General features: G+C 65.4%; 13 protein-coding genes and 1 pseudogene. 7 read left to right on the forward strand and 7 right to left on the reverse strand.

Going from position 1 to position 14,178, the window contains the following annotated elements; translation table 11 throughout:
• Genes M5E06_RS18310 through M5E06_RS18320 form a run of 3 tightly spaced genes read right to left on the reverse strand, consistent with a single transcriptional unit; the run spans position 1 to position 3,087 of the window.
• Positions 1-1,050 carry a hypothetical protein gene (locus tag M5E06_RS18310; RefSeq protein ID WP_252139425.1) on the reverse strand — a complete coding sequence of 350 codons (1,050 nt, stop codon included), beginning with the start codon at positions 1,048-1,050 and terminating at the stop codon, positions 1-3.
• A gap of 22 nt (positions 1,051-1,072) precedes the next feature.
• A complete protein-coding gene (locus M5E06_RS18315; protein ID WP_252139426.1) occupies positions 1,073-2,053 on the reverse strand; it encodes a ribose-phosphate diphosphokinase in 981 nt (326 codons plus the stop codon).
• 38 nt (positions 2,054-2,091) lie between these two features.
• Positions 2,092-3,087: a universal stress protein gene (locus M5E06_RS18320; RefSeq protein WP_252139427.1), complete on the reverse strand. Its 996-nt coding sequence runs from the start codon at positions 3,085-3,087 to the stop codon at positions 2,092-2,094.
• Between the two features lie 84 nt (positions 3,088-3,171).
• On the opposite strand from M5E06_RS18320, the gene M5E06_RS18325 reads away from it, so the two are divergent.
• Positions 3,172-3,693, forward strand: a complete 522-nt coding sequence (locus M5E06_RS18325; protein WP_252139428.1) for a BCAM0308 family protein — start codon at positions 3,172-3,174, stop codon at positions 3,691-3,693.
• Positions 3,694-3,787: 94 nt separating this feature from the next.
• Here the strand turns inward: M5E06_RS18325 and M5E06_RS18330 are convergent, their stop codons facing one another.
• Positions 3,788-4,666 carry a Crp/Fnr family transcriptional regulator gene (locus M5E06_RS18330; protein WP_252139429.1) on the reverse strand — a complete coding sequence of 293 codons (879 nt, stop codon included), beginning with the start codon at positions 4,664-4,666 and terminating at the stop codon, positions 3,788-3,790.
• Between the two features lie 22 nt (positions 4,667-4,688).
• Positions 4,689-5,075, reverse strand: coding sequence for a hypothetical protein (locus M5E06_RS18335; protein WP_252139430.1), 387 nt, complete (start codon positions 5,073-5,075; stop codon positions 4,689-4,691).
• A 237-nt stretch (positions 5,076-5,312) separates the two neighbouring features.
• Here M5E06_RS18335 and M5E06_RS36080 point away from each other — a divergent pair.
• Positions 5,313-5,423, forward strand: a pseudogene (locus M5E06_RS36080) (IS5/IS1182 family transposase); the annotation flags it as partial.
• Between the two features lie 6 nt (positions 5,424-5,429).
• Here the strand turns inward: M5E06_RS36080 and M5E06_RS18345 are convergent.
• Positions 5,430-5,672, reverse strand: coding sequence for a hypothetical protein (locus M5E06_RS18345; protein WP_252139943.1), 243 nt, complete (start codon positions 5,670-5,672; stop codon positions 5,430-5,432).
• 301 nt (positions 5,673-5,973) lie between these two features.
• Here M5E06_RS18345 and M5E06_RS18350 point away from each other — a divergent pair, with 301 nt between their 5' ends.
• From M5E06_RS18350 to M5E06_RS18360, 3 genes are all read left to right on the forward strand, one after another.
• Positions 5,974-6,546: an HPF/RaiA family ribosome-associated protein gene (locus M5E06_RS18350; protein WP_109152966.1), complete on the forward strand. Its 573-nt coding sequence runs from the start codon at positions 5,974-5,976 to the stop codon at positions 6,544-6,546.
• 90 nt (positions 6,547-6,636) lie between these two features.
• Positions 6,637-9,060: a phosphoenolpyruvate synthase gene (ppsA, locus tag M5E06_RS18355; RefSeq protein ID WP_252139431.1), complete on the forward strand. Its 2,424-nt coding sequence runs from the start codon at positions 6,637-6,639 to the stop codon at positions 9,058-9,060.
• Positions 9,057-9,635, forward strand: coding sequence for an NAD(P)H-dependent oxidoreductase (locus tag M5E06_RS18360; RefSeq protein WP_252139432.1), 579 nt, complete (start codon positions 9,057-9,059; stop codon positions 9,633-9,635). The genes ppsA and M5E06_RS18360 overlap by 4 nt, the downstream gene beginning before the upstream one ends.
• Positions 9,636-9,726: 91 nt before the next feature.
• Here the strand turns inward: M5E06_RS18360 and M5E06_RS18365 are convergent, their stop codons facing one another.
• A complete protein-coding gene (locus M5E06_RS18365) occupies positions 9,727-10,197 on the reverse strand; it encodes a DUF3775 domain-containing protein (protein ID WP_252139433.1) in 471 nt (156 codons plus the stop codon).
• Positions 10,198-10,375: 178 nt separating this feature from the next.
• On the opposite strand from M5E06_RS18365, the gene ftsH reads away from it, so the two are divergent.
• Together ftsH and M5E06_RS18375 are read left to right on the forward strand one after the other, a co-directional pair.
• A complete protein-coding gene (gene ftsH, locus M5E06_RS18370) occupies positions 10,376-12,310 on the forward strand; it encodes an ATP-dependent zinc metalloprotease FtsH (RefSeq protein ID WP_252139434.1) in 1,935 nt (644 codons plus the stop codon).
• 132 nt (positions 12,311-12,442) lie between these two features.
• Positions 12,443-14,155: a long-chain-fatty-acid--CoA ligase gene (locus tag M5E06_RS18375; RefSeq protein WP_252139435.1), complete on the forward strand. Its 1,713-nt coding sequence runs from the start codon at positions 12,443-12,445 to the stop codon at positions 14,153-14,155.
• The last annotated feature ends 23 nt before the right edge of the window (positions 14,156-14,178 follow it).

Genomic DNA, 14,178 nt, shown 5'->3' on the forward strand with positions numbered 1-14,178 from the left:
TCAATGTTTCTCGATGCATGTGAGATATTGATCAATGCGTTCCAACCACCGTCTCCGTTGGGCGGCAGTGGCATCGGCCAGCCGGTGTGCGGCCAGCCGGATGCGGATACAGGCGCGGACACTGCGATAGAAGGCAACCAGATGGGGGTCGGCCCTGTCCCCGCTCCGCGCCTCGTAAATCTTCAGAAGATGGCTGGCGATCCACCCTTCTCCCAGGCGATCGCATTCAAGGCCGAGATAGGAAAGCTCATCAACGGGATCGAGCAGCCGGAGAGCCCGGTCGAATTCAAGGCAGTCGATGATCTGAAGGGGAACCGTAAAAAAGATGTGTTCGGGGCGAAGGTCGCCATGAGCTTCGATGATCCGCCGGCCTTCCGCCCGCTTCCGCAACAGCCCGCGTTGTGTTTTCAGGAATCCTCGCTGCCAGATCGCAGCCTTGTTCGCCCGGTCGGCCATTTCTTTGGGGAGTGTGGTTCTGGCCGCGATCTGGTTCTTCTCAACATCCTGGGCAAATCGGCCCAGGTACCTGTCGGCCGGCATCGGAACGGGTCGACTGAAGCGGTAAAATCTCGCCAGCGTAATCCCGAGATTGCGGACGTCGCTCGTCTGCAAGCTGTTGAAGCCGATCAATTCGTCCATCCGCCGGTCGGTCGGAAGGCGCTGCATCCAAACCACCCAATCGACGACACGATCGGCAGGTCCAGGCCGCTCGCACAAGCTGAGGCCACCATCCGGCCGAAGGGCAAGGCAAAGGGCGGCGTGATAAACCATCGGACTGAGTCGACGGTTCAACCGTATTTCGGTCAGACAATTTGCATGCCGCAACGCCACCGTTGACAGGTTCACTTCGGGAAGCCGTCGTGGCTTCTTCAGTTTGTATGCATGTCCCTCGGTCAGGAAGACCCAGGAGAGACGGGTTTCGATCGCTTCGACCTGGCTGGGGCGATCGAAATAAGCATCGGGTCTCTGTAAGAACTCCACCTTCAATTCGAGCGGATAGTCCTGGTCCGCCGGCATTCGATCCGCGCGCTGCATCGGATGGTCATCCACGTCGGGCGATCCGCCATCTGTTCTAAAGAAGATCGCTCAACGAACCGCCGGCATGCATGCGGGCGATCGCCTCCGCGAACAGCGGAGCGGTGTCCAGAACGGTCAGTCTTCGAACCGATATGTCGCCCTCCAACCTCCACGGCGGTACGGTATCGGTCACCACGACGCTGTCGAAAGCCGGCGACTGCAGCATCTCGACGGCACCTGGCGCGAACACTCCGTGGGTTGCCAGTGCCATCACCGAAAGGGCCCCCGCCGTCCGGCACGCATCGGCGGCCCGCAGCATGGTGGTTCCCGTCGCAATGAGATCGTCGAGAATCAGCACTCTGCAGCCGGCGACGTTGCCGACCAGCTGTCCGCCACCGACAACTCCGGCACTGCGGGTCTTCTCCATGAAGGCAAGACCGACCGGCCGGGCAAGGCTGTGTTCCAGCGTTTCGTGAAGCTGTTCGACCCTCTTCATGCCTCCGACATCGGGGGAAACCAGGGCAATCGGGTCATTCCCCGCCGTCGCCTTGACGTGATCGGCAAAAAGGGGGCGTGCCAGAAGATGCTCGGTCCGGCAGCGGAAAGCATTCTCGAATGCGGCCTGATTGTGCACGTCCATCGTGACCACCCGATCGACACCGGCCGCCTCGAACAGGACCGCCAGTTGGCGCGTTGCCACAGGGTCGCGGGATTTCGTGCGGCGGTCCTTGCGGCTGTAGGCCAGATAGGGGGCCACCACCGTCACCCGGCGCGCGGACGAATCCTTCAGGGCCCCGGTGAAGAGCAGGAGCCGCCAGAGCTTGTCATGCACGCTGTCATGGGCGTCGCCCAGCAGGGACTGGACAACGAACACATCGCGGTCCCTGACGCTGATCAAGGGGCGAACCTTCATTTCGCCATCCTCGAAGCGCCTCTCCTCATGCGGGGAAACGGGAATCTCCAGATGTGTGGCGATCCGGCGGCCATGCCGCCAATGCGGGTCCAGATCGAACAGCAGCATTCCATCGTGCGTCATCGATGCCTCCCATGCCGGACTATCAGTGGCTGGCCGCCTCAGTGTGCGATCAGGACCGAGCATTCGAGAGCGGTCCCCAGCACATGGCGGGTCGCGCCGCCCAGGACCATTTCCCGGAACCGGCTGTGTCCGTAGCCGCCCATGACCAGAAGACCCGCACCGATCTCCTTCGCCCGTCCGGTCAGCAACTCGCCGGTCGGGCGGCCATCCTTGTGCAGGACATCGACCGCCACGGAGACGCCGTGCCAGGCCAGATGGTCGGAAAGGCATGTGATCATCGGCGCCGCCGGACCATTGACGTCATCGTCTCCGTCCACCGTCAGTATGGTGGCATTCCGCGCCCGCCGCAGGAGCGGCATGGCCCCGGCGATCGCCCTTGCCGCTTGCCGGCTGCCGTCCCAGGCGATTGCGACCGATGAAAGCGCCCCTCCGTCCATGCCTGGTGCCGCCAGCAGGATCGGCTGACCGGTTTCGAACAATGCCGTCTCCAGCCGCAGGACATTGGCCGGAGCATCGAATGGCTGTGCGAACAGGAGGAGGTCGGCACAGCGCCCACGCTGAGTGAGAATATCCTCCGGCTGGCCAACCATTTCGCGCCATGTCGCTGTGATGGAACCGGACGCGATGGCGGTATCGGCGTCAGGATAGCCGACGCTGTGAATGCCGGCGGTCGCAACAGCGGTGTCGAAGCTGTGCCTTGCGTGCAATGCCCGTTCCTGGTCCGCCTGCTCCGCCTCCCGGATCAGGCGCTCCAGCATGTCGGCTGAGAAGCCCTCGGCAACCGGTGGAATGGCTACCCGCGGGTCGGGCCGAACGTGGAAGGCATCAACATGCCCATGGAACAGCTTGGCGAGGGTAAAGGCGGCGTTCAGCGCCCGTTCGTCGGCGGCGTCACCATCGAGCAGGACAAGAATATGCTTGAACATGAACCGTCTCCTGCAGCGGAGGATAGGTTCCGTACCGTCGCGCCAAAAATCGCAGCCCACCTTGATCCAGGTTAACCTGACCGACCCCGACGGTGAATCTTCAGTCAATCGCGAACGGGTTTATCCAGGTTAAGGCGGCGTTTTGCCTGGGCGCGAGTATACCGCTTTCCGCTCACCGGGGAGGACGTGGCCATGGGACAAAAACCTCAGAACCGCCGCGCGGTCATCGATGGCCGCCTGCAACCGGAACGGCGAGACCGGCTGATCCAGGAGAAGGAGCACGACCCCTACAAATCGGACCTCAAACCCGCCGACCCCAGCGTCTGTTCACGCTGCCATGCGGTCTACGAGGACGGTCGCTGGCGGTGGGGGGCGAGGCCCGCCGATGCGACGGAGACCGTCTGCCAGGCCTGCCAGCGCATCGAGGAGCGGATCCCGGCCGGCATCCTGACGATGAGCGGCGCCTTCGTCCAAGCCCATCGTGCCGAGATCATTGCGCAGGTCCGTCATCAGGAGAAGCTCGAGACCGCCGACCATCCGCTCAACAGGATCATGGACATCCACGACGACGCCGACGGGATCAACGTGACGACCACGGATCTTCACTTGCCCCGGCGTATCGCCGAAGCGCTCGCTCACCATCACCACGGTGAAGTGACGTGGAAGTACGCCGAGGGCGAGTGCTTCCTCAGGGTGAATTGGCACACCGATTGAGACGCGGACCGGCTGGGAGCGGAGTTGCAGGGAGCGGGGCTTCTCAGGCGTTGCGGACCAGGTGGCGTGGGCCGGTCTTGCCTGCGCCACCTGGTCACGGCCAGTTGGTCACGGCCAGTTGGTCACGAGGGGCCGATGGGCGATGATATGGGCGATGTCCATGGCATCGGCCGGATGCGTTGTGCCAGGCACCCCCGCACCATGTGTCCGGCTCCAACCCCGGAGGAGGCGGCAGGAATGCAGACTGGGGCACCGGCGTCTCGGACATCTCCGCCAGATCGGCCAACCGCGGCCAGTCCATGACGCGCAGGCGCCCCTTGGTGAACGACAGCAGTCCGGCGGCCCGCATCTCCTTCAAGGTCCGGCAGACATGAACCGAGGTCAGGCCGGTCGCGTCGGCGATCACCGTCTGGCTGATCGGGAGCGCGAACTCATCCACACGGGCGTCATCCACACAGGCGCCGGTCTCCCGGTTCTGGCGCTGGCACAGCGCGACGAGCAGGCGGGCGATCCGCTCGGTCGCGGTGCAGGTGCCGAGCCCGCCCAGCAGACGCCAGTCCGAAATCGTCTCCGCCGCCAGAAGCGACCACATCCGCAAGGTCAGTTCCGGTGCAGTCTGGCAGAACCGCATCAGCGACTGGCGCGGGATCGGGCAGGTGGTGAGATCGGTCAGCGCCTCCACCGTGCAGGGCATGCAGCCGTCGGCGGTCGTCTCGAACCCGACCATGCTTCCGGGCATGGCGAAGCGAAGCACCTGGCGACGCCCGTTCTCGTGGAAGACGGACACCGCCGCCCAGCCGCGGCGAATGATGAACACCATCTCGCTACCATCCCCTTCGGCGAAGACGCAGCCGCCCGCAGGCACATGCCAGAGCGGGTGCTTGATGGTGCCGAGCGCCTGGAGTTGCGCGTCGGAGGCGCTTGCGCATAGCCCGTCGCGTCGAACCGGGCAGGATTGGCATTCGGGCCGCATGGGACGCCTTTCTCGCATGTACCTAATGTCTCGGCTCGCTCGGGTTTGCGGAGCGCAGCTGGGGGAGTAGTTCGGCCTGCGCCAGCGAGTCGATCAGGGCTGAAACGATGATGTGGCTGCCAATGGGACCTTCGGCCGCTTCCTGGGCCGCATCCAGGTGTCCGTCGAGGCGGCAGGCCACGGTCAGCTTGACGGCGACGCCGAGCGGCGTTTGGGCGGGGGTGCTGATCAGCGAGCGCAGCAGCCACTTCCGCCGAGCGGTTTCACCGTCTTCGGATTCCCGGTAGCGTTCGTGCAGCAGCAGGAGAGCGTGATCGCTGTGCGAACCGGTTGCAAGTGCTACAACAGAAAAACTCAAGAGTTCCGCGTAGAGCGCTTCGCTGTTCGAAAAGCCATGCGATGAAGACATGGTTCGTCTCCACAGAACCGTCATGGGACGACGACGGAGATTGGGGCGTTCTTTAAAAATACAGAACTTGCGCCCCCGGAAGGGTGGGTGATTTGATCTAAGTCAAATATACGACAACCTGTACATAATGGATTGTGCTCTACCCAAGATGATAGAAATTCACAAAGTGGGTGGAGAAATTTTTGGCTGGTGGCGGTCGGGAGGGTAAGAGGGTATGGAAGCCGCCCACGGAGGCCGGGCTCGCTCATGCACCTGCCCGGCCCGGATCCTCCGGTTCCTGATCACACCATTTTTTCCCGGCGCAGCGCCGACTTGGAAGTGGCGACAGCCCTTGCGACGGCGAACGGCCGGCCGCTATCGCGGGTCCGGGAACTCGTTGTCGCCAATCAGGATGCAGTACACCTGTTCGACACGGCCGGACAGTGCATGGCGCGCTTCTCCCATCGTATCGCTCTCCTGGGAGAACCAGGCAAATGCCTGGAGCAGTTCCTCACGGCTCGCTCCGGTTTCCAGAATGGCGGCGATGCTGGCATTGTCGATCCGGCCGACCGTCTCCACGATGTCCTCGGAAGTAAGCCGCTGGCTCAGAGGCTTCATGCCTGAGGGTTCCATGGCGACTTCCTCCTGGATGGCTGGCTGCGGGAGTGTTGGCTCGGATCATTAGACCGCAAGACTTCGGGTCGCCGCTTGATCCAGGTTAACGCCGGGACTTCTGGAGCCGCCAGAATGGCTGCCAGCGCGCTGTGCATCCCAGGTGGCAGGTCTGCTCCTTACGGTCGAGGTGATGGTCGTGGAACGCGCCGCTCGCCGGCACACCCTAGCCGGCACACTCTGGCGAACGCCGAACTCAAGGGGCGCGCACGGCCGCTGACAGGTGGCAACCGACAGGAGGAATGCCATGCAATTCCCGGTGCAGATCACCTTCGACAATCTGGAACCGTCGCCCGCCCTGGAGACGGTCGTGCGGGAGCACGCCGCCAAGCTGGAGCGGTTCTTCGACCACATCATGGCGTGCCATGTGACCATCGACGCGCCGCACCGGCACCAGCATCAGGGCAAGCTCTATGCGGTCCGGATCGACCTGACCGTGCCGGGGGAGAAGCTGGCCGTGCGTCACGCGAAGCCCGAGGACCACGCTCACGAAAATCCGAGAGTCGCCGTGCGCGACGCGTTCGACGCGGCCCGCCGGGAGTTGGAGGATTACGCGCGCCGCCGCCGGGCGGACGTGAAGACGCATGTGGTTCCCTTGCACGGCCGCGTGGTCCGCCTGTTCGCCGAAGACGGCTACGGCTTCATCGAAACGACGGACGGGCAGGAGGTCTACTTCCACCGCAACAGCGTGGCGGACGGGTCCTTCGACGCCCTGAAGGTTGACCAGGAGGTCCGCCTGAGCATCGCCGAAAAGGAAAGCGCCCAAGGGCCGCAGGCGACCACGGTCACCCCGGTCGGCAAGCATCATGTCGTCGGCTAGCGACCCGTCACGCCCGTGCGCACGAGGCGAACCCGCCATCCGGCCATGCTGCGCCTTTGGGACAAAGAGGCCGGAACAAGGAGGCCGGATATGCCGGACGCCACATACATCCGCTGGTTCTCCGACCTCGGCCGCGACGACGTCGCCCTGGTCGGCGGCAAGAACGCGTCGCTTGGTGAGTTGTACCGCCACCTGAAGCCGCTGGGGGTCGAGGTGCCCGACGGGTTCGCCCTGACCGCGGCGGCCTTCCGCGATGCGCTGACCGCGGCCAAGGCGTGGGAGGACCTCCATGCGCTGCTCGACGGGCTGGATAAGAGTGACGTGGCCCGGCTTGCCCGCGCCGGAGCCCGTGCGCGTGACATCGTCTACTCGGCCGGCCTCACGCCGGCGATGGAGGCGCAAATCCGCACGGCTTTCCGCGCCCTGCTGGCCGAGTACGGGGAGGGCCTGACCGTCGCAGTCCGCAGTTCCGCCACCGCGGAGGATCTGCCGACCGCCAGTTTCGCCGGCCAGCACGAGACCTATCTGAATGTGTCCGGAGAGGCCATGCTGCTCGACGCGGTGCGGCGCTGCCACGCCTCGCTGTTCACCGACCGGGCCATCTCCTACCGGATTGACCAGGGCTTCGACCACTTCAAGGTCGCGCTGTCGGTCGGCGTGCAGAAAATGGTGCGTTCCGACCTCGCCTCGGCCGGGGTGATGTTCACGCTGGATACGGAATCGGGATTCCGCGACGCCGTGTTCATCACCGGCGCCTACGGGCTGGGGGAAACGGTCGTCCAGGGGGCGGTCGATCCCGACGAGTTCTATGTGCACAAGGCGACCTTCCGGCAGGGCCACCGCGCGGTGCTGCAGCGGCGGCTGGGCGAGAAGCAGGTGAAGATGGTCTATCGGCCGGGCCGCACGCGCGAGCCGACGCGGACCGTCCCCACCCCCGATGCCGATCGCGAGCGCTTCTGCCTGACCGACGAGGAGGTGCTGCGGCTTGCCGGATACGCCATCCGGATCGAGGACCATTACGGCCAGCCCATGGACATCGAATGGGCCAAGGACGGGCTGGACGGTGGCCTCTACATCGTCCAGGCCCGGCCGGAGACGGTCGCCTCCCAGCGGACGGCGCTGGAACTGGAGAGCTTCGTTCCGGAAGCGAAGGGCACCGTGCTCGCGTCGGGACGCGCCGTCGGCGGACGCATGGCCACCGGGACGGTGCGCGTGGTGACCGACGCCCACCATCTGTCGGCCTTCCGTCCGGGCGAGGTTCTGGTGGCCGACACCACGACGCCGGATTGGGAGCCGGTGATGAAGACGGCCGCCGCCATCGTCACCAACCGGGGTGGCCGCACCTGCCATGCCGCCATCGTCGCCCGCGAACTGGGCATTCCAGCCGTGGTCGGAGCCGACCGCGCGACGGAGGCCCTGCGCGATGGGCAGACGGTGACCGTCTCCTGCGCGGAGGGTGAAACCGGCAAGGTCTATGACGGCGCCGTGCCGTTCCGGGTGGAGCGCCTGGATCTTGGCCAACTGCCGCGGCCGCAGACGCGCATCATGGTGAACCTCGGCAATCCCGATCAAGCCTTCCAGACCGGCCGGCTGCCGGTGGACGGTGTCGGGCTGGCGCGCATGGAGTTCATCGTCAACGAGGCCATCAAGGTCCATCCGATGGCGCTCGTCCACCCGGAGCGTGTCGAGGACGCCGACGTGCGGGCCCGCATCGCCCACCTGACCCGCAACCACCCGGACGGCAGCGCCTATTTCGTGGAGCGCCTGTCGGAGGGGATCGGCACCATCGCGGCGGCCTTCTTCCCGCGCCCGGTGATCGTCCGGCTGTCCGATTTCAAGACGAACGAATACGCTTCCCTGCTTGGTGGGAGATGGTTCGAGCCGGTCGAGGAGAACCCGATGCTGGGTTTCCGGGGGGCTGCGCGCTACGCCCATCCGGCTTACGAGGAAGGCTTCGCGCTGGAATGCAGGGCGCTTGCCCGCGTGCGTGGCGAGATGGGGCTGACCAACGTGAAGGTGATGGTGCCGTTCTGCCGCCGTCTGGAGGAAGCCGACCGGGTGATCGCCGCCATGGCGCGCCACGGGCTGGAGCGCGGGCGTGACGGTCTCCAAGTTTACGTGATGTGTGAAATCCCCAACAACGTGCTGCTGGTGGATGAGTTCGCCCAACGGTTCGACGGTTTCTCCATCGGGTCGAACGACCTGACGCAACTCACGCTCGGGGTGGACCGCGACAGCCCGCTGGTCGCCTTCGATTTCGACGAACGCGATCCCGGCGTGCTGGCCTTCCTGCGCCAGGCCGTGGAGGGCGCGCGGCGCAATGGCCGGCCTTGCGGCATCTGCGGACAGGCGCCCTCCGACTATCCGGAGATCGCCGAGTTCCTGGTGCGCCTCGGCATCGACTCCATCAGCCTGACGCCGGACAGCGTGCTCAGGACGCTGCGCGCGGTCGTGGAACTGGAACGGAAACTCGGCCGCGCGCCGCGCGAGCCCGGAACGGGAGGAGTGTCATGAAGCACGTCGTCGTTTTCGCGCATCCGCGCTCCGGCAGCTTCATCCGGCAGGCGGTGGGCGCCTATGTGGACGAGTTGGAGCAATGCGGGCACGCGGTCACCGTCCGCGACCTCTACGCCATGGGCTTCAACCCGGTCCTTTCGGAGGAGGAACTGGCCGGCACGGGTCCGGTACCCGAAGACATCCAGCGCGAGCAGGACCTCATCACGGCGTCCCAGGCGGTTTCCTTCGTGTTTCCGATCTGGTGGGCCGGCATGCCGGCGATGCTGAAAGGCTATGTGGACCGTGTCTTCAGTTACGGATTTGCCTGGGAAATGCGGGGCGAGGAGGTCGAGGGCAAACTGCATGGGCGCAAGGGGCTGATCGTCACGAGTTCCGGCGCCCCGATGGCCTTTCTGGAAGCGACCGGTGAGAGGCAGGCCTTCACGGTGACGCAGGACGTTGCGATCATGGGACTGTGCGGCATCAGGGTGGTCGAGCATCTGCATTTCGACGATCTGGGGCCGCACACCACGCCCGCGCAGGTCGACGACGACATCCGCCGCATCCGCGCGGCCGTGCGCAACCATTTCTGAGTGGGGCTTGCGGCTCGGCCCCGCCGCTTGGCCCCGCCGGACCGCGACGGATGCCGAAGCCGCGTCTCAACCATTCCGCCGCCGATCCGTCCTAAAGCCGGTTGATTTCGAATTCCTCGCAGGAATAGCCGAGCTGGGCGGCACCCTCCTCCAGGCAGTCTCCCAGGTTGGGGATGCCGATGAGGTAATCCGCGGAACGGGCCGTATGGCGTTCCCGGGCCAGCGCCTGCGCCTCGGCCCATTCCTCCGCTGAGAAATCGCCGCGCCCCAGCCAGACCAGCGCGATCACATCGACCACCTCGTCGTCGTCGAGGCCGTCGATGGCGTCCTTTAGTTCCGCCAGGGTCGGATCGTCGGCGTAATCCTCCAGCACCGCCCGCATGCCGTCGTCGCTCGGGTTGGAGCCCTCATCCAGATCGGACGGCTCCACCTTGGCGTCGAATTCACGGGCCTTGACGATCAGAAAGCACAGCTTCTGCAATCCGACGTTCAGCTCGGGCACCGATTCGGCGGACGGGGGTTCGGCGGATGGGGCTGGCTGGGGAGGAGCAGGTTTGGCCATGGCGGTCCGGACTCCTTTGGCGGACTCCCTGAACGGTATCCGTGCAACCGCATCGGGAGAATGTCGCCATTGATCCACGGCTTCACGGTGCCGGCCTTAACCTGAGTAAAGGACAGGACGCGGACGCCCCTGCAGCCTTCAGGGGATGCGGACGGTTCGGACCGCAGCGGGAGGTGTCATGGACGACAAGAAGGACAGCGACCGCGGCGCCGACCTGCTGTTGTGGCTTGCCCTTGCCCTGTCGATCGGGGTCGGGCTGTTCCTGCTGTGGGCGCTCCCCGGCGTTCATCAGGCGCAAACGATACCCTACAGCCAGTTCCAGGAACTGCTGGATCGCGGCAAGATCGAGCAGGTCATGGTCGGCGAAACCACCCTGACCGGTACGCTGAGCGAACCTCTGCCCAACGGGTCGCGGACGTTCGAGACCGTCCGTGTCGCGCCCGACATCGCCCGCGATCTTACGGCCCGTCACATCCCCTTCAGCGGCATCACCGAGTCAAATTGGGCATCGGGCATCGTCAGTTGGTTCGGCTGGCTCCTGATCCTGTTCGCCGTGTGGAGTCTGGCCGGGATGTCCGGCATGCGGGCGGGCGGAGGCCTGCTGTCGATCGGCCGCAGCAAGGCCAAGCTGTTCGCCGAGACCGATATCTCCATCAAGTTCGATGATGTCGCCGGTGTCGACGAGGCGAAGGACGAACTGCGGGAGGTCGTGGAGTTCCTGCAGAATCCGAAGGAGTTTTCACGCCTGGGCGCCCATGTGCCCAAGGGGATTCTGCTGGTGGGTCCGCCTGGAACCGGCAAGACGCTGCTGGCCAGGGCCGTCGCCGGCGAAGCCAAGGTTCCCTTCATTTCGACCAACGGATCGGAATTCGTCGAGATGTTCGTGGGTGTCGGGGCCGCGAGGGTGCGGGACCTGTTCACGCTCGCACGGGCGCGAACGCCGGCCATCATCTTCATCGATGAACTCGACGCGCTCGGCCGTGCACGCGGATCATTGCCGATGATGGGCGGGCACGACGAGAAGGAACAGACGCTCAACCAGCTTCTGGCCGAACTGGACGGCTTCGACCCCAGTGCCGGGCTGGTTTTGCTGGCGGCAACCAACCGCCCGGAAATCCTCGATCCGGCCCTGCTCCGCGCGGGGCGGTTCGACCGGCAGATCCTGGTGGATCGGCCGGAAAAATCCGGACGCGCGCAAATCCTTGCGATCCACACCAGACGGGTCCCTCTCGGCCCGGATGTGGACCTCACCCATCTGGCGGCTCTGACCCCAGGCTTCACCGGCGCCGATCTCGCCAATCTGGTCAACGAGGCGGCGATGATCGCCACGAGGCGGGACGCCGACGCCGTGTCGACCGAGGATTTCGAAGCCGCCATCGAACGGATCGTCGCCGGATTGGAGAAGAAATCCCGCATTCTCAGCCTGCACGAACGATCCATCGTCGCCCACCACGAGATGGGGCACGCCCTGGTCGCCATGGCGATCCCCGGCACCGATCCCGTCCAGAAGGTATCGATCATCCCGCGCGGCATCGGGGCGCTCGGCTACACCATCCAGCGCCCGACGGAGGATCGCTTCCTGATGGGCCGCCACGAGCTGGAAGACAAGATGACCGTCCTGATGGCCGGCCGGGCGGCGGAGCAGATCGTGTTCGGCGAGGTATCGACGGGCGGAGCCGACGATCTGGCGAAAGTCACCGACATCGCCAGGGGCATGGTGATGCGGTACGGCATGGACGAAACGCTGGGGGCGGTCTGCTACGACACCGAGCCGGGCCATCTTCTCGGTCAACCCCAGGGCGCCTTCTGGCAACCCCGGCATTACGGCGAAGCGTCGGCCAGCCGCATCGATGCGGCGGTCCGCACCCTGGTCGAGGCCGCCGCGTCGCGGGCATCGGACATCTTGCGCAGGAACCACGCCATGCTGGAACAAGGGGCAAGAAGCCTGCTGGAGCGTGAAACCCTGACCGCGGACGAACTGCCGAAGCCGCTGCCGGAATCGGAGGGCACGGAACAAGGCCCTGAAGGAGAAAGCAAACAGAGCGCGGAGACCGTGCCGGATGAGTCGAAGGCTTTTGCCGAAGCCCCGCGGTGCATTCTCGGCACGCAGTGAGACTTCGCGCCGGTAGGCATCATCCATCCTTCGGGTGATGGCGACAGGGCAACGGCTTTAACCTGCATCAAGAGGCGGTCCCGGCAGATCCGATAGACTGTGTCCGGCACACCCGTGATCGGAACCGACGCCATGATCAGGTCCATCGCCGACGCCACGGCAGGCGCGCAGGGGGGCACCTACCCTTGGGAGCGCAGCTATCCTCCCGGATTGGACTGGCGCCGCCCGCCGCCGGCGCGGCCCCTGCCTGCCCTGCTCGAGGAGGCGGCGGCGACCCACCGGGACCGGTCCTGCATGGATTTCCTCGGGCGGCGCCATTCCTTCGGTGAAACCCTCGATCTGGTCGAAAGGACCGCAAAGGGACTGCAGGAACTGGGCGTCGGCGAGGGGACACGGGTCATGCTTCTGCTGCCCAACTGTCCCTATTTCATCATCGCCTTCTATGCCATCCTCAAGGCTGGCGGCACGGTGGTGAACGCCAACCCGCTGAATGCCGAGCTGGAGCTTGAACGGCAGATCGCCGACTCCGCCGCCGAGATCCTGATAACCCTCGACCTGCCAAGATTCCAGGCCACGCTGTCGGCGGTGGGATGGCCGGGCCGGCTGCGCCGGATCATCGTCGCCTCCCTGGCGGAAAGCCTGCCCTTCCCGAAGAACTGGCTGTATCCCCTGTTGCACCGCGGGGACGTCGCCGACTTTCCGGAAGACGGACGCCATCTCTCCTTTTCCAGCCTGCTCGACAATGACGGCCGCTGTGTTCCGGTCGGCCTCGATCCGCAGCATGCGCCGGCCGTCATCCAATACACCGGCGGCACCACCGGACTGCCCAAGGGGACCGTCCTCACCCATGCCGGCCTCTTCGTGAATGCCTGCCAATGCCGGGACTGGCTCACCGGAAGCACGGTGGAGCAGGAGCGCCTCCTTGCCGTATTGCCGCTGTTCCATGTCTTCGGCATGACCGCGGTGATGAACTTCGGCATCGCACTCGGCGCCGAGCTGGTGTTGCTGCCGCGGATCGACGTGCGGGAGATTCTCGCCACCATCCAGAACAAGCGCCCGACCATGATGACCGGCGTTCCCCGGCTTTTCCAGGCGCTGATCGACTGCCCCACCGCAGCTCTCCATGATCTGTCGTCGCTGCGGCTGTGCATCTCCGGCGGCGACAGCCTGCCGCCGCTGCTGCAGGAGCGCTTCCAGGCGATGACCGGCAGCAGGCTGGTCGAGGGGTACGGCCTGACGGAAGCATCCCCCGTCGTCACCTGCACTCCCTACGAAGGCGCCACCAAACCCGGTTCGGCCGGGCTGCCCCTGCCGGGGACCATCGTCGAGATCGTGTCCGTTGAAGACGGCACGACGCCCCAACCGGTCGGCAGGGTTGGGGAAGTGTGCGTCAGGGGTCCCCAGCTCATGGCCGGCTATTGGAGCGACGACGAAGCGACCGCGACGGCGATGGCCGGCGGACATCTCCACACGGGCGACATCGGCTTTCTCGACGAGGACGGCTATCTCCACATCGTCGATCGGCTGAAGGACCTGATCATTGCCGGCGGGCAGCATGTGTATCCGCGCATGGTCGAAGCCGCGATCCGCGAACACCCGGCGGTGAGCGATGTCGCCGTGATCGGCGAACCCGATCCGATGCGCGGCCAGACGGTCAAGGCGTTCGTCGTCGCGAAGGCCGGCGCCGGGCTGTCGGCGGAGGACCTGCACAGCTTCCTCGTTCCTCGCCTGTCGCGTTTCGAACGGCCGTCGACGATCGAGTTCCGATCGGCCCTGCCCACGTCGATCATCGGCAAGATCCTGAAACGCGATCTGCGCAGCGCAACCGAGCAGCCCGACCTGTGAACCGGCATGGAAAGAGGGACACA

Source organism: Azospirillum sp. A1-3 (assembly GCF_023806445.1).
Classification (GTDB): Bacteria; Pseudomonadota; Alphaproteobacteria; order Azospirillales; family Azospirillaceae; genus Azospirillum.

Coding starts and splice junctions, on each gene's coding strand:
- M5E06_RS18315 (WP_252139426.1), bottom strand. CDS start 2,053: ATGACGCACGATGGAATGCTGCTGTTCGATCTGGACCCGCATTGGCGG.
- M5E06_RS18325 (WP_252139428.1), top strand. CDS start 3,172: ATGGGACAAAAACCTCAGAACCGCCGCGCGGTCATCGATGGCCGCCTG.
- M5E06_RS18330 (WP_252139429.1), bottom strand. CDS start 4,666: ATGCGGCCCGAATGCCAATCCTGCCCGGTTCGACGCGACGGGCTATGC.
- M5E06_RS18335 (WP_252139430.1), bottom strand. CDS start 5,075: ATGTCTTCATCGCATGGCTTTTCGAACAGCGAAGCGCTCTACGCGGAA.
- M5E06_RS18345 (WP_252139943.1), bottom strand. CDS start 5,672: ATGAAGCCTCTGAGCCAGCGGCTTACTTCCGAGGACATCGTGGAGACG.
- M5E06_RS18350 (WP_109152966.1), top strand. CDS start 5,974: ATGCAATTCCCGGTGCAGATCACCTTCGACAATCTGGAACCGTCGCCC.
- ppsA (WP_252139431.1), top strand. CDS start 6,637: ATGCCGGACGCCACATACATCCGCTGGTTCTCCGACCTCGGCCGCGAC.
- M5E06_RS18360 (WP_252139432.1), top strand. CDS start 9,057: ATGAAGCACGTCGTCGTTTTCGCGCATCCGCGCTCCGGCAGCTTCATC.
- M5E06_RS18365 (WP_252139433.1), bottom strand. CDS start 10,197: ATGGCCAAACCTGCTCCTCCCCAGCCAGCCCCATCCGCCGAACCCCCG.
- ftsH (WP_252139434.1), top strand. CDS start 10,376: ATGGACGACAAGAAGGACAGCGACCGCGGCGCCGACCTGCTGTTGTGG.
- M5E06_RS18375 (WP_252139435.1), top strand. CDS start 12,443: ATGATCAGGTCCATCGCCGACGCCACGGCAGGCGCGCAGGGGGGCACC.